The 22,906-nt window shown below is 33.8% G+C and carries 19 protein-coding genes and 2 tRNA genes; 10 read left to right on the forward strand and 11 right to left on the reverse strand.

Going from position 1 to position 22,906, the window contains the following annotated elements; translation table 11 throughout:
* Positions 1 to 81: 81 nt before the first annotated feature.
* From M9897_03295 to M9897_03305, 3 genes are all read left to right on the forward strand, one after another.
* The gene (locus M9897_03295) at positions 82 to 1,056 is read left to right on the forward strand and encodes a D-alanine--D-alanine ligase (GenBank protein MCO5267905.1); all 975 of its coding nucleotides are present in this window, start codon (positions 82 to 84) and stop codon (positions 1,054 to 1,056) included.
* 94 nt (positions 1,057 to 1,150) lie between these two features.
* Positions 1,151 to 1,885, forward strand: a complete 735-nt coding sequence (locus M9897_03300; protein ID MCO5267906.1) for a Bax inhibitor-1/YccA family protein — start codon at positions 1,151 to 1,153, stop codon at positions 1,883 to 1,885.
* Between the two features lie 96 nt (positions 1,886 to 1,981).
* Positions 1,982 to 2,581, forward strand: coding sequence for a superoxide dismutase (locus M9897_03305; protein MCO5267907.1), 600 nt, complete (start codon positions 1,982 to 1,984; stop codon positions 2,579 to 2,581).
* A gap of 66 nt (positions 2,582 to 2,647) precedes the next feature.
* On the opposite strand, the gene M9897_03310 is transcribed toward M9897_03305, so the two are convergent.
* The 6 genes from M9897_03310 to M9897_03335 form a co-directional block, all read right to left on the reverse strand.
* On the reverse strand, positions 2,648 to 3,874 hold the full coding sequence (locus M9897_03310) for a pyridoxal phosphate-dependent aminotransferase (GenBank protein ID MCO5267908.1): 1,227 nt from the start codon (positions 3,872 to 3,874) through the stop codon (positions 2,648 to 2,650).
* 74 nt (positions 3,875 to 3,948) lie between these two features.
* Positions 3,949 to 4,446, reverse strand: a complete 498-nt coding sequence (locus tag M9897_03315; protein MCO5267909.1) for a hypothetical protein — start codon at positions 4,444 to 4,446, stop codon at positions 3,949 to 3,951.
* Positions 4,447 to 4,464: 18 nt separating this feature from the next.
* The gene (locus tag M9897_03320; protein ID MCO5267910.1) at positions 4,465 to 5,259 is read right to left on the reverse strand and encodes a (Fe-S)-binding protein; all 795 of its coding nucleotides are present in this window, start codon (positions 5,257 to 5,259) and stop codon (positions 4,465 to 4,467) included.
* Between the two features lie 40 nt (positions 5,260 to 5,299).
* A complete protein-coding gene (locus M9897_03325; protein MCO5267911.1) occupies positions 5,300 to 6,640 on the reverse strand; it encodes a 4Fe-4S dicluster domain-containing protein in 1,341 nt (446 codons plus the stop codon).
* Between the two features lie 6 nt (positions 6,641 to 6,646).
* Positions 6,647 to 7,696, reverse strand: a complete 1,050-nt coding sequence (locus tag M9897_03330) for an MlaD family protein (GenBank protein ID MCO5267912.1) — start codon at positions 7,694 to 7,696, stop codon at positions 6,647 to 6,649.
* A gap of 63 nt (positions 7,697 to 7,759) precedes the next feature.
* Entirely contained in the window at positions 7,760 to 8,986 is a 1,227-nt protein-coding gene (locus tag M9897_03335) for an N-acetylmuramoyl-L-alanine amidase (protein ID MCO5267913.1), read from the reverse strand.
* 156 nt (positions 8,987 to 9,142) lie between these two features.
* Here M9897_03335 and M9897_03340 point away from each other — a divergent pair, with 156 nt between their 5' ends.
* Positions 9,143 to 11,563 (forward strand): hypothetical protein, encoded by a 2,421-nt coding sequence (locus M9897_03340; protein MCO5267914.1) that lies wholly within the window; start codon positions 9,143 to 9,145, stop codon positions 11,561 to 11,563.
* A gap of 63 nt (positions 11,564 to 11,626) precedes the next feature.
* Entirely contained in the window at positions 11,627 to 12,358 is a 732-nt protein-coding gene (locus M9897_03345) for a T9SS type A sorting domain-containing protein (GenBank protein MCO5267915.1), read from the forward strand.
* 176 nt (positions 12,359 to 12,534) lie between these two features.
* Here the strand turns inward: M9897_03345 and M9897_03350 are convergent, their stop codons facing one another.
* Positions 12,535 to 13,815 carry a M43 family zinc metalloprotease gene (locus M9897_03350; protein MCO5267916.1) on the reverse strand — a complete coding sequence of 427 codons (1,281 nt, stop codon included), beginning with the start codon at positions 13,813 to 13,815 and terminating at the stop codon, positions 12,535 to 12,537.
* A gap of 268 nt (positions 13,816 to 14,083) precedes the next feature.
* On the opposite strand from M9897_03350, the gene M9897_03355 reads away from it, so the two are divergent.
* From M9897_03355 to M9897_03370, 4 genes are all read left to right on the forward strand, one after another.
* Entirely contained in the window at positions 14,084 to 15,361 is a 1,278-nt protein-coding gene (locus M9897_03355) for a site-specific integrase (GenBank protein MCO5267917.1), read from the forward strand.
* A 518-nt stretch (positions 15,362 to 15,879) separates the two neighbouring features.
* Positions 15,880 to 16,185, forward strand: coding sequence for a helix-turn-helix domain-containing protein (locus tag M9897_03360; protein ID MCO5267918.1), 306 nt, complete (start codon positions 15,880 to 15,882; stop codon positions 16,183 to 16,185).
* Positions 16,186 to 16,189: 4 nt separating this feature from the next.
* Complete coding sequence (locus M9897_03365) at positions 16,190 to 17,566, forward strand: YfjI family protein (GenBank protein ID MCO5267919.1); 1,377 nt, start codon at positions 16,190 to 16,192, stop codon at positions 17,564 to 17,566.
* Between the two features lie 227 nt (positions 17,567 to 17,793).
* On the forward strand, positions 17,794 to 19,338 hold the full coding sequence (locus M9897_03370) for a PriCT-2 domain-containing protein (protein MCO5267920.1): 1,545 nt from the start codon (positions 17,794 to 17,796) through the stop codon (positions 19,336 to 19,338).
* A 508-nt stretch (positions 19,339 to 19,846) separates the two neighbouring features.
* On the opposite strand, the gene M9897_03375 is transcribed toward M9897_03370, so the two are convergent.
* From M9897_03375 to M9897_03385, 3 genes are all read right to left on the reverse strand, one after another.
* Positions 19,847 to 19,920, reverse strand: a tRNA-Arg gene (locus tag M9897_03375).
* Between the two features lie 184 nt (positions 19,921 to 20,104).
* Positions 20,105 to 20,178, reverse strand: a tRNA-Ala gene (locus M9897_03380).
* A gap of 84 nt (positions 20,179 to 20,262) precedes the next feature.
* Positions 20,263 to 20,634: a hypothetical protein gene (locus M9897_03385; protein MCO5267921.1), complete on the reverse strand. Its 372-nt coding sequence runs from the start codon at positions 20,632 to 20,634 to the stop codon at positions 20,263 to 20,265.
* 71 nt (positions 20,635 to 20,705) lie between these two features.
* On the opposite strand from M9897_03385, the gene M9897_03390 reads away from it, so the two are divergent.
* Positions 20,706 to 21,962, forward strand: coding sequence for an aspartate kinase (locus M9897_03390; protein MCO5267922.1), 1,257 nt, complete (start codon positions 20,706 to 20,708; stop codon positions 21,960 to 21,962).
* Here M9897_03390 and M9897_03395 read toward each other — a convergent pair whose 3' ends face one another.
* Positions 21,963 to 22,904, reverse strand: a complete 942-nt coding sequence (locus M9897_03395; protein MCO5267923.1) for a 2-hydroxyacid dehydrogenase — start codon at positions 22,902 to 22,904, stop codon at positions 21,963 to 21,965. It lies immediately after the preceding gene.
* Between the last annotated feature and the right edge of the window lie 2 nt (positions 22,905 to 22,906).

Here is a 22,906-nt window from a genome sequence, read left to right on the forward strand (position 1 = left end):
CATCTTTGCTAATAACTTCTTTTTTTTCTAAGAATTGAAATTCTCTTTTTTATTTACTTCGTATTAAACATCGGAGTGATTATGATTAATGTAGGGATTTTTTGTGGAGGATATTCATCAGAACATGATATTTCTATCAAGAGTGCTAGTACTATACTAGAACATGTAAAAGGCGCTGAATACAATGCCTTTCTTGTGCGTGTAGAGCGCAATGGTTGGTTTGCGGAATATAAAGGTGAAACACTTCAAGTTTCGATAGATGATTTTTCTTTTACGTTATCATCCGGAGAAAAGATTACAATTGAATTAGCACATATCTATATTCATGGAAATCCAGGTGAAAATGGAAGATTACAAGCCTATTTTGAGATGATGAACTTGCCCTACATCAATGCAGATTCGTTATCTTCAGCTTTATCATTTGATAAGTGGATGTGTAATCAATTCTTGCGTGCTTTCAATGTGACGGTTGCCGATTCAGTATTATTAAAAAGGCATACACAATATTCTATTTCAGAGATAGGAAAGAAATTGGGATACCCATTATTTGTGAAGCCTACAGATTCTGGATCTAGTTACGGTATTTCAAAAGTTTATAAAGAAGAAGATTTACAAAAAGCTATCGATTATGCTTTTTCAGAAGGAAAAACAGTGATATGTGAAGCGTTTATGGATGGTTTTGAGGTAACCTGTGGAGTATATCGTAATCAAGAGGGAGTGAATGCATTACCTTGTGTTGAGATAGTTCCTGAATCTGATTTCTTTGATTATGAAGCAAAGTACCAAGGAAAATCTCAAGAGATAGTTCCTGCACGTATTAGCGATGAATTAACAAAAGAAGTACAAGAATTGACTAAGAAAATTTATGACTTATTGCAATTGCGCTCGGTAGCTAGAGTAGATTATATGATTGTAAAGAATAAACCCTTTGTCATTGAAATAAATACAACGCCAGGTTTTACTCCAGAATCTTTGGTGCCTAAAATGCTTACGCATGAAGGAATTGCCATTCGTGATTTTTGGGAAAGTATTTATGCCTTTGAAAGGAACTTCTAAATTTTTTAATTGTTAAAGAATCTAAAGTAGTTACATATAAAAAAACAACTTACTACTTTATTCGTTATCTTCGATAAATATTATTTTATAAGAAATGGAATCAAATGAATTTTTAAATGATGTACACTTTCAGGATGTACAAGAGAAAAATGCTTTACAAGTAAAAACTTTCTTTAGAAATGTTTATCAATACATGTTTATTGCTCTAGGGATTTCAGGGTTAACTTCTTGGTATCTCGCTAGTTCAGGATTGTTTATTGACTGGTTTATTACAGCAGAAGGAGGTTTGAGCCCGCTTTTCTATGTAGTTGTATTTTCTCCTATTGCTTTGGTATTTCTTATTCAAGCTAAGGTGAATAGTTTTTCTATTGGAACTCTAACGGCATTATTCGTGCTGTATGCGGCTTTGATTGGTGCAAGTATTGCTTCAATCTTCTTTGTATATAGTATGGGAGACATTGCTATAACTTTCTTTGTAGCTGCAGGAGCATTCGCAGGAATGGCTATTTTGGGATATACTACTTCAACAGATTTATCTAAAATGGGAAGTTTACTATATATGGCGTTTATTGGGATTTTTATAGCAGCAATTGTTAATATGTTCCTAGGAAGCGAGATGTTATCCTATATCATATCAATTGTAGGGGTGTTTGTATTTACCGGATTGACTGCTTGGGAGATGCAGAAACTTAAAATAATTGCAACAGATCCTAGCTTAGATAGTGAAACTATGAAAAAAATGAGTCTGATAGGTGGATTAAGCCTTTATATTTTATTTGTAAACTTATTCCTTTCTCTATTACGTTTACTAGGAGGAGGAAGAGATTAATTAATACAACAATTTTTTTGATGTTTGTATCAACAAAAAAGGACTATTGTTGTTATATTTGAAGAAACTGAATTATTAATTTAAAAAAACAAAAAAATGGCATTTGAATTACCAAATTTACCTTATGCATACGATGCATTAGAGCCACATATTGATGCTAGAACTATGGAAATTCACCATGGAAAGCACCATGCAGGTTATACAAACAACTTAAATAATGCAATCGCAGGAACAGATTTAGAAGGTAAATCTATCGAAGAAGTATTAAAAGCAGGAAAGGATAAACCTGCTGTTAGAAATAATGGTGGTGGTTTCTATAACCATGATCTTTTCTGGAAAGTTATGTCACCAAACGGTGGAGGAGAACCAACAGGAGCAATTAAAGATGCAATCAATGCAAATTTTGGCTCTTTTGAGGCATTCAAAGATGCTTTCTCTAAAGCTGGTGCAACTCAATTTGGTTCAGGATGGGCTTGGTTATGTGTTCACCCTGGAGGGAAATTAGAAGTTTGTTCAACTGCAAATCAAGATAATCCAATTATCATGGGTAACTGTGGAACAGCTATCTTAGGAATTGATGTTTGGGAGCATGCTTATTATTTGAATTACCAAAACAGAAGACCTGATTACATTAATGCATTTTTCAATGTGATTAACTGGGATGAGGTTAATAAGCGTTTTGCTGCAGCAAAATAATTTTGTAATTATATAAATAAAAAAGCCTGAAGATTCTTCAGGCTTTTTTATTTGTATATAGTTTGTTTAATATTGAGCAGTTTTACTAGCTTGTGCATGAATAACACCTGGGTAAACCTCCAAGGCTTTTTCTAAGCATATAAGAGCTAATTCTAATTCTTTCTTTTCTAGTACATAGGCAATACGAACTTCTTGCTTGCCTAATCCTTTTGTAGCGTAAAATCCGCTTAATGGTGACATCATAACAGTATTTCCATTGTACTCAAATTCTTCTAGTAACCACTGGCAGAAATGTTCCGTATCTTCTACAGGAAATTCAGCAATACAGTAAAAGGCACCTTTTGGGTTTGGACAACGAACACCATTGATTTTATTTAATCCGTTTACCATAATATCACGACGGCCTTTGTACTCTTCTTTTACTTTAGTAAAGTAATCTTCACTCACATTAAGAGCTCCTTCTGCTGCAATTTGTGCATAAGTTGGAGGAGATAATCTAGCTTGTGCAAATTTCATTGCTGCTGCCATGAACTCTTTATTATGAGATACTAAAGCACCAATACGAGCTCCACACATGGAATATCTCTTAGAAATAGAATCTATCATAACAACATTGTTTTCTATTCCTTTCAAGTTTAATACTGAAACAGGTTCAGCACCATCATAGCAAAACTCACGATAAACTTCGTCTGCGAATAAGAATAAGTCGTGTTTTTGAACAAGTGCACGTAGTTTTTCTAATTCTTCTTTAGAGTATAAATAGCCAGTAGGATTACCTGGATTACAAATTAAAATAGCCTTTGTTTTTGACGTAATTTTCTTTTCGAATTCCTCAATTGGAGGCAATGCAAATCCATTGTCAATATGTGAAGTAATTGGTACAATCTTCACTCCAGCCGATGCAGCAAATCCATTATAATTCGCATAAAAAGGTTCAGGAATAATTACTTCATCATCTGGATTTAATCCAACTGCAAAGGCAAATAGCAAAGCTTCTGAACCACCGATTGTTACAATAATATCATTTGGTGTTGTTTGAATATCAAACTTCTTATAATACTCCACTAACCCTTCTCGGTAGGATAGATTCCCATTAGAAGGAGCGTATTCTAATACTTTTAAGTCTGAATTTCGAACTGCATTTAAAGCTTCATCTGGCGTTGCTATATCTGGCTGACCGATGTTAAGATGAATAACATGAACTCCTCTTTTCTTAGCAGCCTCTGCAAATGGCACCAATTTTCGTATTGGTGAAGAGGGCATATTAGCAGTTTTTAATGATAATTTCGGCATAATTTTTCTACAAATTTGGGTACAAAATTACAGTTTTATTCTGTATTCTAAAACTATTGTATGTGAGATTCGATTTAAACAGCTAATTCAATCAATTGCTTGTGCCAGCTATCTTTTATGGAAACTTCCCATTTATTCTCAAAGTCAGCTTTAGTAGTAATTACATTGTTAAAAACAATGGTATTTTCATCTACATCACCTGATTTAATCAAGTCTCTAAAGTCATTTATATTGGTGCTAAGAATCTCCTCTCCCTTTCTGTATGAAACAATCATTCTATCCATCAAAGACAAATTGAATTCAGCATCTAAAGCCTTAAAAAACTGAAGTGATCTATCACCAGCACTTCCACATAATCTATCCTCTGTATCATCAGCTAATAAGACAATAAAACGCTTATATAAGATAACCGCTTCAGATTTCACAATGGAGCCATGAGAATCCCAATTCTCTGTAAAATCGATTAGTTTTTCATTGATTGCACTTTCCTCAGCAGGATTTAATTCACGTGCACTTTGATATACCCAAATTTTAGCTAAATCGGGGTAATTTGAAAATATATTATGTGTCATAATTTTAACCTTGAATAACTATAAATCAGCAGCAGAAGCTATTAATTCTGCAATATCAATCACCTCTAATTTACCGTCTAAGTTCTTATTTTTAACTCCGTCTGTTAACATGGTATTGCAGAAAGGACAAGCTGTAGCTACAATATTAGCTTTTACTTCTTCAATCTCCTCAACTCGCTTGTCATTTACTTTTCTAGTACCTTTTTCTTCTTCTTTAAACATCTGAGCTCCTCCTGCTCCACAACAAGTAGAACGATTTCTACAGTTTCTCATTTCCACAAGTTCAGCGTCTAATTTTTGAAGAAGTTCTCTTGGCGCTTCATAGATATTGTTGGCACGACCTAAATAACAAGGATCGTGGTATGTAATTCTTCTTCCTTTAAAGGATTCTCCTCCTTCTACTTTTAGTTTTCCTTCGTCAATTAAAGATTGAATTAATTGTGTATGGTGTACAATATCATAATTACCACCTAACTCAGGATATTCATTTTTAATCGTATTAAAGCAGTGAGGGCAACCTGTAACAATTTTTTTAATCTCATAGCCATTTAATACGCTGATGTTTTGCATTGCCTGCATTTGGAATAAAAACTCATTTCCAGCACGTTTTGCAGGGTCACCGGTACATGATTCTTCTGCTCCCAATACAGCAAATTTAACGTTACATTTATTTAGAATCTTAACGATTGCTTTTGTGATTTTCTTTGCCCTATCATCAAAACTACCAGAACAACCTACCCAAAATAGAATTTCAGGAACTTCACCTTGCGCAGTCATCTCAGCCATTGTAGGCACTTTTAGTAATTCGCTCATGTTTTTATTTTATTTAGTATCTATAAACTACTATCAACTTTTACTCTTCTTCCGCCCATTTAATTCTGTCCTCAGGACTAAACTGCCATGGAGCGCCATTGTTTTCAATATTTGTATTCATACCTGCTAATTCATTTGGAATCTTTGATTCTTCCATAACAAGGTATTGACGCATTTGCATGATAATATTCATTGGGGAAATATCAACCGGGCAAGTTTCTACACAGGCATTACAAGTAGTACAAGCCCATAATTCTTCTTCGGAAATGTAGCTGTGTAAACTCTTGCCGTCATCATAATCCTTTCCGTGTTTACGGATATTATTTCCTTTTTCATCTAAACGGTCACGTGTTGCCATCATTATAGCACGTGGTGACAATAATTTACCTGTTTGATTAGCTGGACAGTTATCTGTACATCTTCCACATTCAGTACAAGAATATGCATCCATTAAATTCTTCCACGATAAATCTTCCACGTCTTTTGCTCCGAAACGTTGAGGCGTTGCGTTTTCATCAGGAGCAGGTGCTGCGTATGGATCAGCATCTGGGTCCATCATCAACTGCACCTCTTTCTTTACGGCCTGATTATTGGCAAATTTTCCCATAGGTTCCAAATTGGAGTAATACACATTAGGGAATGCCAAAAGGATATGCAAATGTTTGGAATATGGCAGATAGTTTAAGAAGACAAAAACCATCATAATATGTCCCCACCATCCAATACGTTCAATAATCATTAGTGTTTCATTGCTCATATTTCCAAAGAAAGCTGGACCTATAAATTGAGAAACAGCAAATCCAAAAGTATTATCTCCTGTGAATGTAGTAGCAGCGTGAGACATATCTCTGTTAAATAGCACTTCATCAGCTCCATTCATCATGAAAATACAGCAAATAAGTGTTAATTCCATTATCAAGATCAAGTTTGCGTCTTTTCTAGGCCATCCAGCCATTTCACGCATATTTAAACGTGGTAAACGAATTAAATTACGTCTGGATAAGAATACGATTGTAGCGATAAACGCTAAAACAGAAAGAATCTCGATTAAGGATATAATGAAAGTATAGAAACCACCTAAAGAGCCTCTAAATAATCTATGACCTCCAGTTATTCCATCTGTAAAGATTTCGATTAATTCAATTTGAGTGATGATAAAAGCAGTATAAATAAATAAGTGCATGACAGCAGGAAACCATCTTTTAAACATCTTTTTCTGACCAAAAGCTACTAGAATCATTGTCTTCCATCTTTCAGCTTTGTTGTCTGTTCTATCTAGTTTTTGTCCAAGCAGGATGTTACTTCTAATCTTCAACATGTTTAATGTAAAGAATGTAAATCCAGCTAATGCTAATATGATAAAAATAATACTTGAAATCATAATAATCTATTGTTTATTAGGAGTTGCGTTGAGTAAATCTCGTAATTTCTTCTCCTCATCTTTGGTTAAAGGAACACCTTTTGATTTTGTCCCAAAAACGGAGAAATGAATATATCTTTCAGGATGAACTTTAATGTCGTCCACTAAGTCTTGCAAGCGCTGAGCAGTACTGTTTAACTCATTGTAAAGTTGTTCATCCTTCAAAAGTTTTCCAAGTGTACCATTTCCTTCCGAGGCATCTTTTAGTGCTAGGTTAAGTCGTTGTAGAGTTTCAGTAGCGCTAGAAATCACACCTTTTAAGTCAGAAGTCATCAATGAGTCAGTGATAGCTTCGGCATTTCCGATAGTCCTTTTTAGAGAGGCATTTGTTTCTTTAAAATTGTAGGTAATATCTTCTACATTGTCAAAAATACGGCCTAGTTTGGCTTTTTCGGAAGTGATTAAATCGTCTAAGTTATAGGCTACATTTCCAAAACGAGCAATAGCAATTTTCACCTCGTTTAGTCCTTGGTTTAAGGTGTTGGCGGCTGATGTGTCCCAGAATACGGTAATAGAAGTAACGATATTGTCGATGGAAGTCATTAAGTCTTCCAATTTACGTTTTACAGGTAATAACTGTGTTTCTAACTGTTCGGTTAATTCTTGACTCACTGAACCATATATGGTGTCTCCTATATTTAGATAACCATGTTCTGCAATATAATTTTGCTGCAACTGAACTTCGGTATTTAAAATTCCGGGAACAATCGTAATATGGGAGCCACGCGCGATCTTCATTCCATCTTTTTGAATACTAAACTTGATTAAAACCCGTTTATTTGGATCAATAAATTTATTTGGATCAACTAAGTCAACAGAAATTACATTTCCAATTACCACCCCATTTAGTGTAACAGAGGAAGAAGGAGACAATGTTCCAGAAGAGGGAAAGAAGGCATAATACACATCATCCCCACCAAAGAAACTGTTACCTTTTAGGTAGTTTATTCCAAAAATCAATAGTACTGTAGCTAATACTACAGAAAGTCCGATTTTAAATTCGTTTGATACTTTCAAGATAATGTATTTTGCGCTAAAATAAGAGTTAAAATACAAAGTTTAGAAAAAAAAGTGGAAAATCTACTGTTTTGCCATTTTTATAGCTTTTGAGATATTGATTCTTTCACCGTTAACAAAACCAACAACGAAGGCATTTTCAAAGCCCTTAGATCTCATCTTATTTTTAAGTTCATTGGCTGACTCAAAGTCATTTTCAAAAATACCTGTAGTATATTTGTAGAGCCCATCTTGCTGATATTCAGATACGGTTACACCTTTAAATCGCTGGTCTGTTAGGGCAACTTTTACCTGAGAAGTGGCTATTTGTACTTTAAAATACACTTTATCTTTTTCTTCTTTTATGGGTATATTTACCGTATTTTGTTTGGTGTCGTCTTTTTCTAATTCTTTGATTGTATTTTCATATCCATGACCATTCTCAACTAGAGTTGTTACCCCGTCTATTTCGGCAACATATTCCTGAAATGCACGGAATATTGAGTTTGCCATCTTTACCTGATTAGCTGTATTATGTAGGTATGTTTCCTCTTCTGGGTTAGTTAAAAATCCAGTTTCAATTAAAATACTAGGCATAGTGGTTTTATACAATACAAGAAATCCTGCTTGTTTAACCCCTCGATCTTTTCTACCTTCTACTTTAAATTGAGCTTGCACTTTAGACGCTAGACTGATACTTTGGTTTAGAAATACACTTAGTTGCAATTGTCTCGCAATAATGGCGTCAGGAGATAAGTCAAAATCTTTGTATTTTTCTTTGCTATTATCTTCAAATTCTATTGTACTATTTTCACGTTCGGCAACTTTTTGCTGACTTTCTGTTCTGTGTAAACCTAAAACGTATGTTTCTGTTCCACTAGCTGCGGCACTTGCGGAGTTTGCGTGTATGGAGATAAAAACATCTGCTTTGTTATTAATCGCAATTTTAGCTCTTTGGTCTAATTCCACAAAAGTATCATCATGACGTGTGTAAATAACTTTGATATTTGGGTATTTCTTTTTAATGTATTCCCCTAATTTTAGCCCTATCGCTAATACAACATTTTTTTCATTGGTGATAGCACCGTGACAACCAGGGTCTTTTCCACCGTGACCGGGGTCAATGACAACAGTTTTAATTCCTTTAGAAAAAATCTCATCGCTATTGGTTTGAGTATATGAAATGTTAAACAAGCCTAAAATAGAGACAAATAAAAAGATACTTTTCACCATATTTATTCCAACAACCATGTATTTTTTTAGATTTGTAATCGTTAAAGTATATTGCATAGACAAAATTATAAGTTCCATTTGAGCAAAAAATATTCCATACTTTATTTTTTCGTCGTTGAATTGTTAATAATTCTGTCGTGTAACCCTATTTTTTCACAAGACACACTGGTTTCTATTAATCAAGATACTTTATCAAAGATTGATAAACCACGTATTTATGCAAATGATACTACTATGGAATCTATTGTAGTATATTCATGTAGAGATTCTATTGTAGCCAATCTGAAGACGAATAAAATTTCTATGTATGGAGAGGCAAAAGTTGAATATGAAGGTATCATTCTAACAGCAGATTTAATAGAAATGGATACCAAAACCAAAGAAGTATATGCTATCTATACATTGGATGAGAATGGCAATAGAGTTGGTATCCCTAAATTTGAAGAAGGCTCGGAATCATTTACAGCGGCAAGCATTCGCTATAATTTTGAAACAGAGAAGGGATATATCGAAGAGCTGAAATTACATCAGGATGAAATTTATTTGCACATGGAAATTGCAAAACGTCAAGCAAATGAGGAAGTACATTTTATTCGAGGTAAATTTACTACGTGTGATTTAGATGATCCGCATTATCATTTCCAGTTGAGTAAAGCTGTAATGGTTCCTAATAAACGAATTGCCACTGGTCCTATGAACTTATGGGTTAGAGGTATTCCAACACCAATAGGTTTACCCTTTAGTGTGATACCAACAGAAGATAAAGGGCAAAAGAGTGGACTTATTTTCCCAATGATTACTCCTATTTCTCAATTTGGATTTGGTTTTCAAGATTTAGGATATTATTTTCCTATGAAGAAATATGATTTTATTCAGACAACTTTTTATGGTAGTTTGTATTCAAGAGGAACCTTTGAGATTAGAAATCAAACAGATTATAAGAAAATCTATAAATTTTCTGGAGGTGTTAATTTAGGTTTTAGTTCATTTAGACAATCATTTCCTAACGATAAAGTTAGAAACAACAAAGTAGTAGTACAATGGGAACATAGGCAAGAAGCGAAGGCAAATCCTTATTGGAAATTTAATTCACGTGTGAATTTCCAATCAGATAATAGTGGAAAAACAACTTTGGATCCATTGAGCCAACAATATTACCAAAACAACTTTAATTCGGACATCAATTTGGTGCGAGTGTTTCCAGGGAAACCTGTTACGATTGGTTTAAAGATGGGGCTAAAGCAAAACTCTGCTTCTAAGAATATTGATGCAGATTTACCTACTTTAAATGTCAATGTAAATCGATTCTTTCCTTTTAAGGCATTGAGAAAGAATAAAATAGGTAAGGAAAGATTTTATGAAAAAATCGGGTTTACCTATGCGATGGAAGCAAAGAATCGTTCTTTATTTGCAGATTCTTTGCTAAATCAAAAGCGTTTTGATTTAATGGCACGTCAATTTCAGAATGGTATCCGACACAGTGCCGGTTTAAGTTATCCACTCCAATTGTTTAGGAAAATAGTTACGCTAAATACTACTGCTAACTATAACTTACGTATGAATTTCCAATCTACTAAGAAACGTTATGATACGGAAACCTCTAAAGTTGTGAATGATACTATTCGTGGTTTTGGGATGTCTCAAGATGTTTCTTTGCAAACAGAACTTTCTACCAATCTATATGCATATTATCAATTTGTTGGAAAAAATAAGGTTAGGATGCGTCATGTGATTACTCCTCGTGTTTCATTTAGATTTCAACCGGATATTAGCTCTTATATAACAGAAACGTTTGGTCCTGAGAATACAGAAATTCATTATTCGCCGTATGAAACTAGTTTGTATCGAGAGAGTTATGGACGCAAAGTTGGGCAAATCAATTATTCCTTAAATAATGTATTTGAACTTAAACATAAGAAGAATAAAAGGGACACTATTTCAGAAGATGATTACACTAAAACAAGAATAATCGACGCGCTTTCTATATCAGGGAATTATGATGTATTTAAGGATTCCATGAAACTATCGGATATTCACTTACAATTGCGAATAAGTCCACTTAGTGGATTAAGTATTGTTTCTGGGGCAACACTTTCACCTTATGCATGGAATAAAAATGGATATTCTTTCAATCGCTTAGCTTCACAGAATGGACAAGGAATAGGGCGTATTACAACTGCTAATATCTCTACAACATATACTTTTACCTCCAAAGCATCACAAGAAAAAATCAAGCGAAATGGTGAAATTATGGGTGATTATTGGGGAGCTGACTTCCAGTATTATGCAATGAATCCACATCAAATTATTGATTTTGATATTCCTTGGAAAATTAATTTTACGCATACTTATTTTATTAATCTTACACCGTCAAACCCTAAACGAAGATATTCCCAAAGCCAAAATATTATGTTGAGTGGGGATGTAAGTTTTACGCAACGATGGAAACTGGGATTTGAATCAAGTTACGATATTCAAAATAAGGGATTAACTCAAGCTAGATTGTCTCTGACGCGAGATATGCACTGTTGGCAATTGTCTTTCTACTGGACGCCAGTTGGTGGTCAGAAAAGTTTCTTAGTAAGATTTAATGCTACATCAAATTTATTCCAAAGCGCAAAGTTGGAATTAAGAAAACCACCAGAATTTTTATAAAATGACAACTAATTCATTTTTGTAAACGTATGAGTAAGTAATCAATAACTTAAAATATTACTTATGAAAAAAAATGTTTATGCATGTGGCTTATTTGTATTGGGTTTATTAGGGATGCAAGATTTGTATGCCCAACGTACTGTAGATTTGGAAATCGAAGTTATGAACCCCTTGGATGGAGGGATTGTATATTATAATACTCCTTTTTCATTTACCTATAAGGTGAAAAATTTATCTGGAGCTGATATTGAAGCAACGGACACTTTGAGATTCTATTTAACTTGGGATGGAAATCAAGTTTTGTTTATGGATGATAATGATCCTAATGGAGATCTTATTGATTATTCGCCAAAAGTTAATAATGTAATAGCTGCTGGAGATGAAATTACGCTTACTCATGTATTTGCGATTGGCAATCTAACGGAAGAACCTGATATGGAATCAGAATTTTGTTTGAAAATACTTCCTTCAAATTCCCAAAATCTAATTCAGGATACGTATTTACCTAACAATGAATTTTGTTATAGCATCCAAATCAAGAATCAAGAAGAAACTGGATTAGAAAAATTTGCATCTGAACATATCCGTATGTATCCAAATCCTGCTAGTACTCAATTACACCTCGATGTTGTTCCAGATGGAGATATTTTAATTTCCACTTTAGAAGGAAGAGTAGTACAATCCATGGCAGGGACCTCTGATATAGATGTTAGTCAAATGGAAAATGGAGTTTATCTTATTTCATTTAAGATAAAAGATAGAGCTATTTCACAGCGATTCATTATAAATAGATAGAATTATTAAAAAATATACCCCGAGCAACCAAGATTCTCGGGGTGACAATTGTGAGGGGAGACAATCGGTCAGTAAAGCTGACCGCCTTGCCTTTCTATGTATTGTCACCCCAACGGACGAAGGAGTTTCGGGGTCTAAGATGATATCAATATTTTATTCTAAATGTACAACGGGTTTTATTTAACCCCATATATCTTACCACTATTTTTAATTTCTATAAAATCCTCTTGTTTGAGCGTGGTTTGTTTGTTTTTTTGAATTTTAACACCTTTCCATTTAGAGTTTAAAACCTGCTCATTTGTTAATATTCCACCATCTAATATCAATTTACCACCTTCTTCTATGTAAATTCCCGCTTCAGGAATAAATCGAATAGTATTTTTAATAGTTAGGGTAGCACCTGCTTGGATTCGAATGTTATTAAAGGTTTTGAAATCAAAGTCCCATATCTCTTCTTTAGTGATTTCAATAAAATTAGATGAATTAAAATTATATGCTATAGCATATTTCCCAATAGATTTCAGCATGAGAGCACGGTGCATACGCTGTACTTGTTTGGGCGAGAAATACCGTGCATCTTTAGTTCCTCCCATGATATTGTTTAAGCAAGGTTTGATGGTGTCGGCATAATCGCAATCCCAGCCGGTATCAAATGGACAAATTACGTTTTCCCCTCTACCAAAAATATCATCTAAATAATCTGGTTTAGTTTGGTCACAGGCATTAAAATTCAAAGAATATATGTGATACAAATCTAAGTTATGAGCTAATTCATGCGCAATATGCTGTGCCTTTGCCCAAGTGGCATCAGGTCCATTAAAATGAATCTCTTGTTCTTTGTTAAAGGTAACCACAAAATGGTCTCTACCCTCTTTAAATTCAGGAAAGACAGCATAACCTGAAGGTCTTGGATTTGCCCCAGTCACGTGTATTTTGAGAAATGAAATACCTTTGGGGTATAAACTATCTGCTATTTGATTTAGTTTTTCACCTTCTCTAGCATTAATATTTTGCCCTAGCTTCCAACATGCTGAATTTTTCGTAAAATAAACCTTATTAAGTTGAAAATGGATTTTTGTTGTTTCGTAATCTACCACTCCGGGCACTTTTCGGGAAGGAGCTTCGATTTGGTTGTAAAAACGCTCTACATATTCTATAATCTTCTTCCAATCAGCTCTATTTGTAGAGTCATTTATATAGTTTCCTGTCCCATCGTCTTTCTGCCAAATATGAATATCTAGTGGAATAAGAACTTCATTTCTGATATCATAAGTCTCTTTATAGAAATCGTACCTACCATAGTAATCTTCAAAGAGTGATGAGGAAGGCTTATTTTCTTTTTTGATTTCTGCTTCAAATGAAAAATCATATAGGTTATAATTAATGGAAGTGTAGTTGCTTATTGTACTACAACCTGTTAGAATGATTATACTGATATAGAATATGTATTTTTTCATTTCGAGAACAAATTTACAAAATGAGGATCAAACAAAAAAGCATTGACTTATGCCAATGCTTTTACTGTAGTGACCCTGGAGGGATTCATGACAAGGAAATCAATACGAAACTAACTGAACCCACTAAATGCGATAAACTCAATATTTACAAATGAATTTATGAGGTTTGATATTTATATCCCTTTACTTCTATTTATTTTCATTTGCTATTTTGATACATTTTTGATACATTCTTATTATATTTGTATCAATTCTAAATATTCAAATTATGGCAAGGGTAAATTTTCAATATCGTTCTAATAAAAAAATTGCATTTATTGAAGTTAGATTTTCATATCATGATGAAGCTGGAAAAAGAAAGCATTTAGGAACACGAGCACAATATGAGATAGAAAAAGAATACTTTGATAAGTGGAAGAAGAACGGGGATTTTTCAGATATAGATAAATCAAACAAACTAACAGATATTAAGAGAGAAGTTAGTGGATTATATTCTAATCTTAGAGGTTATATCTTAAATGCGTACAAAAATGAATCTGGAGCGATTGATAAGGACTGGCTAAAGAATGTAGTAGATGAATATTACAATCCGAAAGAAGAAACTGAACTTCCAACAAAACTACTTCCATACTTTGATTATTTTCTATCATTGAAAGAAAGGGAGGTAAAAACTGGAACATTACGAAAGTGGAAAGTAGTAAGAAATAAAATTGCACGTTTTGAAAAGGACAAAAGAAAGAAGTATTTTATCAAAGATGTAAATTCTAATTTTTTGAAATCGTTCCAAGAATGGAGCATAAAAAATGAATATGAAAATTCAACTACAAACCGTAATTTTAGAGATATAAAAGCCGTATGCACACACGCACGCACACGAGGGGTTGAAGTAAGCAATGAAATAGATTATCTTTCATCTAATCTAAAGAAAGAAAAGAAGTTTATTATCACATTATCCATTGATGAACTGGAGCGAATCCACCGCCTGAATGGTTTACCTAATTATTTAGATAATGCAAAAGACTGGCTACTAATATCATGCTATACAGGGCAAAGAATAAGCGATTTTATGCGTTTCAATACTGATATGATACGAACAGAGCAAGGACGTAAATTCATTGATATAACGCAAGAGAAAACAGGAAAAAACGTATCTATTCCACTACTTCCAATTGTTCAAAAAACATTAGATAAAAGAAACGAAAAATTCCCCCATGCAATATCACACGTGAAATATAATGAATACATAAAAGAAGTATGTAAATTGGCTAAAATAGATGAGGTTATCGAGGGGAAAAAAGAAATCAAAACAGACAAGGGGAACAGACGTAAAGAAATTGGATTTTATCCTAAATATGAACTTATCACTTCACACACTGGCAGGCGTTCATTTGCAACTAATTTTTATGGTAAACTTCCAACTTCATTTTTAAAAGATATTACGGCACACAGCACGGAATCAATGCTATTAAATTATATTGGAAAGACTTCCAAAGATACAGCGATTGAATCCTACGATATTTTAATGAAAAGTATAAATTCTAAATAATACGATTATGGATAACGAACAATGAATGTTGATAAAATATTGTGTATTCGTAAACAAGGTACGGAAAAATATAATATCTTTGTGGTTGCATGTAACGACATGCAGTTTTTTTATTTATTAATAGAAGTACAGAGAACTTGCTCCAACAAGCTCTCTGATAATTTTCTAAAGTCTAAATAGATCTTTCTGTTTTTACTTACGACAAAGATACAAAGCATATTTTAATTTAACCAAATAAAATTGCACTTTTTTTTAGTTGATTATTTCAAAAAGTATCTTTTCGCCCTCGCAGAGTGTTTATTTACAAGGCTTATAGAAGATTTTAGCTTCATAATTTTTTTTTATTATGAGTGTATTAAACACACAAGAAGTTGCAGAAAAACTAAAGTGCAACGCGCGAAAAGTCCATTATTTAATGGAAAAAGGATTGCTAAAGCCAATCAAAAGGTATGACAGATTTTTCATATTTGATGAAAAAGAAATCACTCGATTTATTAATCAATCTAAAAGTTTAGGCAATGGAAAAAAGTAGAATTACATTTGAACAGTTGCCTGAAGTAGTGGCGACCATTCTAAAAGAAGTTAGAGAATTAAAAGAACTTCATTCTAAGGAATCGGAATCCGAAACCGTGGAAACCTCATCAAAGAACCCATTTGATGACTACATTCTAAGAAGTGAGATTGTAGGAACTGGAAAAGCAATAAGCGATGCCACAGCGTGGAAATGGGAAAAGGAAGGAAAAATTCAAGCGTACGGAATCGGAGGAAAACGATATTACAAGCGTGCTGATGTAGAACAGTTATTTACTAAAGTAAAAAAATAAGGCTATGAATACAAAAAACTATATTCAAAGCCTTCAAAATTCTTTAGAGAGAATACAAGGCAAAGATAACGAAATTTCTATAAATCTGATTGACTTCCTACCTAAAAATATGGCTGGTATTGTCAGAGATTTAGAAAGTAAGTTAAATTACAACCCTGATTTTTGTATTTTACCAATGCTGGTTACAAGTGCTGGAGCAATCGGAAACGCTCGAAAAAGTCATATAGCTGGCTACGATGTTATAAGCGTTCTTTTTGGTGCAAATGTAGGCGTTCCAAGCTCGAATAAATCACAGGCGTTTAAATTCGCCATAGAGCCATTAAAAAAGAACTTTGAGCGTGAGTTTTTACGATATAAAGAGGATTTAGCAGAATGGAAAGAACAGCACAACGAGTGGAAAAATAAGAGCAAAGCCGAAAGGGAGGGAGAAAAAGAACCCATACAACCTCATAAAGTTTTCAGTTATCAAAGTGATGCTACAATTGAATATTTAGCCAAGGCTTTAGAGGCGAACCCACGAGGTTGTTTTTTACAAATGGACGAACTCAAAGGATTTATAGTAACGTTCAACAGGCAACAGGGGAGCAATGCAGAACAAAAGATTTTATCACTATTTGACGGCACGCCAATAATTGACGGCAGAATGGGGAGAGAGTTAACGTATAGCGGACTAAATTCTTTACTAAGTATCACGGGAACAATCCAACCCGATGTTATACATAGGACGTTTAAAAATAGTCCTCAAAATGGATTTGTAGAACGTTTCTTATTTGCATATCCTGATGCAGAGCCTTTGCCGTGGAATCAATCCGCCACAAAAGAGATTAAAGACGAAATTCAACGTAAGTGGGGAAAAATAGTAGGTAACTTATTGAGTTTGGATAATGGAGATGCAGACGGTACTAATTCTGACGCTGGCTTTATACCATTTTCCAATAGTGCTAAAGATTTACTAATAAGATGGAATGGATTTAATACTGAAAGACAAAAGGAGAAACCCGAAGTAAATGCAATTTTAGGAAAATTCAATATTATCGTTCCACGACTAGCACTCATTTTACAATTGATAGCGGAAAGCGGAAGCCGTGAGATTAGCGAACTCAATACACAAAGAGCAATTCAGTTAGGGGAGTACTACATTCTGAATGCGTTAAAAGTTACTAATCTAATTAAGCATGGTAGCGAAGAAAGTGAGGACAGAACAGATGTAGCGAAAAGAAAACTTTATTCGTTACTTCCTGATGAATTTGAAACTAAAGATGCAACCGCTTTAGCTGGAGAGATTGACGTTAGTGTTCCTACAATCAAACGTTATTTGAATGACAATGATTTTTTTGAAAGTGCTGGACACGGAAAATGGAGACGTAAAAGTATAAAGTAAAAAACCCGTGATATTATTGATATTTTGATATTTTGCTCTCTCAACCCCTGATAAACACTAAGGTTTAGAAAATATCACTCAAAAAACGCAAATGATACTTTGATACTTTGAAAGTATCACTGATGATACAATGATACTTTGATGATATTTTGCAATCCTCGATGAATACTAAGGTTTAGACAGGTTTGTATCAAAATATCAATAATATCACTTAAAAAAAAGATATTATGATAGAATCAATTTTAAATAAGAAAATTTCAATGTTTCGTAGAGTGAGTGAACCGCAGAATCCTACGGAAGTCAATTTGTTTGAAGTGCTAACTTCTGATAAATATAAATCACTGGTAGAACAATGTTCGCAAATTACAGATAAAAAGGAGCGTAATAAATGGAAAGTAAAAAATGTTCCTGCAATTACAGTTAGTGGTACTTTCTCATATCGGAGCGAAAAGAATCTAATCAAACATAGTGGATTGATAGCTTTAGATTTGGACGGAGTGCATGATATTAACAAGCTGAAAGAAGATGTTTCTAAACTTCCATTTGTTGCGTATTGTGGAAAGAGTGTTTCTCAAACTGGATTATTTGCAATTATCCCAATTCCTGAAAGTAATATTCAAGAACACAGGGAGCGTTTTAATGCTTTAGAAAGGTTGTTTATTTCTAAGTTTAAAATAAGTGAATCATTTGATACAAGCGTTAAGGATGTTTCAAGATTAAGGTTTGTTAGTTATGATGCTGATGCTTATTTTAATCACGATGCAGATGTTTATACAGGTATTTTAAAGGAAAGCATAAGAGAGCAAGAAGTAAGCGTAAAAACGCAACAAAAACAATATTACAGACCGACTTATTTTAATAATAATACGCTGGAGAAAGTTTGGGAATGCGTGGACATTATCCAAGATAGAAAGCTGGACTTTGCTCCTGATTATGATACTTATATTAAGACTGGATTTGCTTTAGCAAGTTTAGGAGAGGACGGTAGGGAAATATTCCATGCAGTTTGTCAATATTCCACAAAGTACAATTATAAAGATGCTGATGTAGATTTTACTAATTGCCTGAAAACAGGGCGAAATATAAGTATAGGAACATTTTTTCAATTTTGTAATGATTATGGAATCCGATATTTAAACGAACGTGCTGTTCCTTTGAAAAGCTGGAAAGTATTCCACCCTCAAAAGGTTTTAAGCGTTCCACCTCATCACGAACCCACCACACCCACACAGATTGCCGTTATCGAAACAAAAGAGGAAAAGCAAACAATCCACCCACCCAAGAAAAAAGAGCCGTTAAATGTTATCGAAATAGATTATTCAGATTTACCATTTTTTGACGATGCACCAACGCCAATAGTTAAGAATGAATTTGACTACACAAAGGAAATTGAGGAGATTAAACAATTCTTTGAGAATACAGAGCTTCCGAAAGAATCCGTAAAATTAGACGTTTGCACGACCGTAACAGACTGTAAAAAGTTTTATTCAAGTCATATTCCAATTATTGAGAACTACAACGGAAAACGTATTGCACGACCGTATTTAGATAGGTTATTGAATTTGAAAAAATGGATTGAATCTAACAATCAAAACAAATGGTTATCACTCGATGAATTAAAAGCAATATTCAAACCTTGTTCAAATTATTATCCTGATGAAGTACTGGATCATATTAACAGGGAGCAATTAAAGGAACTGGAGAAAGATAATTTCTTTTCTTTTGATAAGAATGTAGGAGTTTATTTTTTGAGCAATTCCACGCCTTTTTAAATAAAATACTTCGGTTTGCTTCGCTAATTGAAAACCTCACAAAACCTCATATTCAAAACTTATCAAAACCTATCAAAACCTTACATTGAAAATAAAAAAAATTGGACGAATTGGACGCCATAAGGAGTAACACCCAAAACTTTACAAAACTTTACATTGAAAATAACTTTTTGCACGATTTGCACAGCATAAGGGAATAAGTATAAAAACTTTTGGACGAATTGGACACCCTTAAGAGAGCAAGTATAAAAATATTATTTTTCGTCGTTTTGTGAACTATAAGGTAGCAAAAAAAAAATACTTCAATATGTTTCAGAAAAACGGCAGTAGAGAGTAATTAAATAATTTGATTATATTTGTATCGTTATCATTACCATAATGGTAATATTTAGAATTTAAAAAGGTGCTGAAATATGCACCTTTTTTTGTTTTGATACAATTTTGATACATTTTTAATCAAATAAAAAACGCAACCACCTAAATAATAGATAATTGCGTTTTATGTTAGTGACCCTGGAGGGATTCAAACCCCCAACCGCTGGAGCCGAAATCCAGTGCTCTATTCAGTTGAGCTACAGAGCCATTTTCCTTTTTTTTATTTCTCAGTGCTCTATTCTACCGATAGCTATCGGCATGAGCTACAGAGCCATTTTCCTTTTTTTTATTTCTCAGTGCTCTATTCTACCGATAGCTATCGGCATGAGCTACAGAGCCATCTTAGTTGTTTTATAAACTTCCCTATAAAATAGTTAAGCTCTAATTTAAGTGGAGATTACCGGATTCGAACCGGTGGCCTCTTGCATGCCATGCAAGCGCTCTAGCCAACTGAGCTAAACCCCCAAGCGAACACAAAAATATTCTAATTTTTTGAATTAGCAAGGAGAAGATACCTCTCATTCATTAAGTGTAGAATAAATTATGGATTTATATTTTTTTACTCTTATAGAGCTGTCGAAAGTAAACCTTGCTAGCAACTCTTTTTAATAAGAGATCACTTAACTCATCAATAGGATTATCAGCAAGTTTGAAAATATTATTTACATGATTTTCGGGTAAATCAGCAAGGTAAAGAAGTTGATGTAGTCGGGTAGGAGAGGCTTCTGCTAAAATGCTAATTTCTTCCTTTAGATAGAACAAGAACTTATCATAAGTCTCCAGCTGATTTTCTGTTAACTGCAATTCCAATCCTATCTTCTGAAATTCTTTCTGAAGTTGAGCCAAAACTTGCTCAGCAAAATCAATTTGCTGGAATTGAGTAACAAGTTCTTGTTGATTTGTAAGTGAAAAATTTCCCATCTATTGAAATGTTGCGTAAAGTAAAGCAAAACTAACAGAATAATACTATTTTAGCGTTGAATTTTTACAAGATGAAAGTATTCAAATTTGGAGGAGCTTCTGTTAAATCGGCAGATGCAGTTAAAAACGTTCAATCAATTATTAGTCGTTATTCAGATCGATTGGTAGTGGTAGTCTCAGCTATGGGGAAAACAACGAACGCTTTAGAGGAAATCACAAAGGCATTATTTGATAACGATAAAGATATTTTTACAGAATTAGTTAATGAATGCCGCTATTTTCATCTTCAAATAATGAATGAACTTTTTGATGAAAATAACTTGTCTATTTTTGATGAGGTAAACCAAGTATTTGATAGCTTGATTGAAAAGAAAAATCAAGTAATTTCAGATAATTATGATTTTCTCTATGATCAAATTGTATCTTTAGGAGAGGTGGTGTCTACGTTGATTGTTTCCGCATATTTGGCACAAAAGAATGAGAAAGTATGTTGGAAGGATGCCCGTACCTTTTTACGCACAAATGACAAATACAGAGCTGCAAAAATAGATTGGGAGATCACACAACAATTTATAAAAGAGGAAATTTTTTCTTCGGATTGTCAAATAATAGTTACACAAGGATTCCTAGGACATACTGTAGAGGGAAATACCACAACCTTAGGGAGAGAAGGGTCAGATTTTACGGCGGCAATTATTGCTTATTGCATTCAGGCTGAGAGTGTGACAATTTGGAAAGATGTACCGGGTATGCTCAATGCAGATCCAAAATGGTTTAGCGATACAGTGAAACTGGATAAAATCTCTTTTAAAGAAGCTATTGAGTTAGCCTATTATGGAGCTTCAGTAATTCATCCCAAAACGATACAACCTCTGCAAAATAAGAATATTCCTTTATACATTAAGTCATTTATTCATCCAGCAGCTGATGGCTCAGTTATTCAGGAATCTATGGAGTTTGATGGATTAGTTCCTTCCTTTATTGTAAAAACAAAACAGATATTGTTATCTCTTACGCCAAAAGATTTCTCTTTTGTGGTAGAAGAAAATTTACGAGATATTTTCGAAAAGCTAGCCCAATTTGGAGCTCATATTAATGTGATGCAAAATGCTGCAGTTAGTTTTACAGTTTGTATGGATATCGATGCACATAAATTGGATGCGCTCATACAAGAATTCCAGAAGGAATATAAGGTGAAATATAATACCGAATTGGAATTACTTACAATTCGTCATTACGACCAAGAGACTATTGATCGCGTGGTTGGTGATAAAGAGATTTTAATGGAGCAACGAACAAGACATACGGTGCGTATTGTCATGAGATAATCACAATCCATAATAGGCTATCATCTTATCTGCTAGAACTTCACTCAATTTGTAATAACTTTCTACTGTCCAACCAGCTACATGTGGCGAGAAAATGATTTTATTTGAATTCACTAAATGACTAAACACTGAGTTTTGCGAATCTTGCATAGATTGTTCAAAAGAAGCACTTTCAAATTCCATGACATCTAAGCAAGCTCCTAAAACCTTTCCTTGTTCTATAGCATTTAGTAAAGCAGCCGTTTTTACAATTTTTCCACGTGCTACGTTGATGAGGTAAAATGGCTTTTTAAAAGAATTGAAAAAATGTTCATCTGCCATGTATATGGTTTCTTCAGTTTGAGGTATATGGAAGGAAAAAATATCAGCTTTCTCGAAAATTTCATGCATCGAAGCTTCTTTAGCGTATTGATTTCCATAATTCTTCTTGTATTTGTCGTAAGCTAAAACTTCTACATCAAAGCCACTCAATTTCTTTGCGAAGGCATTTCCGTTATTTCCATAACCTATAATTCCCACGGTTTTACCATCGAGTTCTAGACCTCGATTTCCCTCTCTATCCCAAATTCCTTGACGAACTTCTTTATCTCCCTGAAGCAGTTTATTAAATAGTGCCAATAACATAGCTAGAGCATGTTCTCCAACTGCATTTCGATTCCCTTCGGGCGCATTGAAGCAAACAATTCCTTGGCTTTCTGCATAGTTTAAGTCGATGTTTTCCAGTCCAGCACCACTTCGTAAAATAAATTTGAGATTAACTGCATATTGTAAAAAATCTTTATCCATGGGAAAACGAGAACGAATTACAATACCATCGAAAGAGGGAATTTCTTCTTTACATTTATCTCGTGACCAAGTGGTTCCGTCAACACAAGTTATTTTCTTATTAGTTAACTTTTCTTGTAGGATTGGATGGACTATATCTATGAATAGGACTTTCATAC

Origin of the sequence: Brumimicrobium sp. (assembly GCA_023957385.1) — a bacterium.
Taxonomy (GTDB): Bacteria; Bacteroidota; Bacteroidia; order Flavobacteriales_D; family Crocinitomicaceae; genus Brumimicrobium.

Excerpts from the sequence above, each read along its gene's own strand:
- M9897_03305 (MCO5267907.1), top strand. The coding sequence starts at position 1,982 with ATGGCATTTGAATTACCAAATTTACCTTATGCATACGATGCATTAGAG.
- M9897_03300 (MCO5267906.1), top strand. The coding sequence starts at position 1,151 with ATGGAATCAAATGAATTTTTAAATGATGTACACTTTCAGGATGTACAA.
- M9897_03365 (MCO5267919.1), top strand. The coding sequence starts at position 16,190 with ATGAATACAAAAAACTATATTCAAAGCCTTCAAAATTCTTTAGAGAGA.
- M9897_03390 (MCO5267922.1), top strand. The coding sequence starts at position 20,706 with ATGAAAGTATTCAAATTTGGAGGAGCTTCTGTTAAATCGGCAGATGCA.
- M9897_03370 (MCO5267920.1), top strand. The coding sequence starts at position 17,794 with ATGATAGAATCAATTTTAAATAAGAAAATTTCAATGTTTCGTAGAGTG.
- M9897_03340 (MCO5267914.1), top strand. The coding sequence starts at position 9,143 with ATGGAATCTATTGTAGTATATTCATGTAGAGATTCTATTGTAGCCAAT.
- M9897_03320 (MCO5267910.1), bottom strand. The coding sequence starts at position 5,259 with ATGAGCGAATTACTAAAAGTGCCTACAATGGCTGAGATGACTGCGCAA.
- M9897_03295 (MCO5267905.1), top strand. The coding sequence starts at position 82 with ATGATTAATGTAGGGATTTTTTGTGGAGGATATTCATCAGAACATGAT.
- M9897_03345 (MCO5267915.1), top strand. The coding sequence starts at position 11,627 with ATGAAAAAAAATGTTTATGCATGTGGCTTATTTGTATTGGGTTTATTA.
- M9897_03350 (MCO5267916.1), bottom strand. The coding sequence starts at position 13,815 with ATGAAAAAATACATATTCTATATCAGTATAATCATTCTAACAGGTTGT.
- M9897_03355 (MCO5267917.1), top strand. The coding sequence starts at position 14,084 with ATGGCAAGGGTAAATTTTCAATATCGTTCTAATAAAAAAATTGCATTT.
- M9897_03360 (MCO5267918.1), top strand. The coding sequence starts at position 15,880 with ATGGAAAAAAGTAGAATTACATTTGAACAGTTGCCTGAAGTAGTGGCG.
- M9897_03395 (MCO5267923.1), bottom strand. The coding sequence starts at position 22,904 with ATGAAAGTCCTATTCATAGATATAGTCCATCCAATCCTACAAGAAAAG.
- M9897_03385 (MCO5267921.1), bottom strand. The coding sequence starts at position 20,634 with ATGGGAAATTTTTCACTTACAAATCAACAAGAACTTGTTACTCAATTC.
- M9897_03335 (MCO5267913.1), bottom strand. The coding sequence starts at position 8,986 with ATGGAACTTATAATTTTGTCTATGCAATATACTTTAACGATTACAAAT.
- M9897_03315 (MCO5267909.1), bottom strand. The coding sequence starts at position 4,446 with ATGACACATAATATATTTTCAAATTACCCCGATTTAGCTAAAATTTGG.
- M9897_03325 (MCO5267911.1), bottom strand. The coding sequence starts at position 6,640 with ATGATTTCAAGTATTATTTTTATCATATTAGCATTAGCTGGATTTACA.
- M9897_03310 (MCO5267908.1), bottom strand. The coding sequence starts at position 3,874 with ATGCCGAAATTATCATTAAAAACTGCTAATATGCCCTCTTCACCAATA.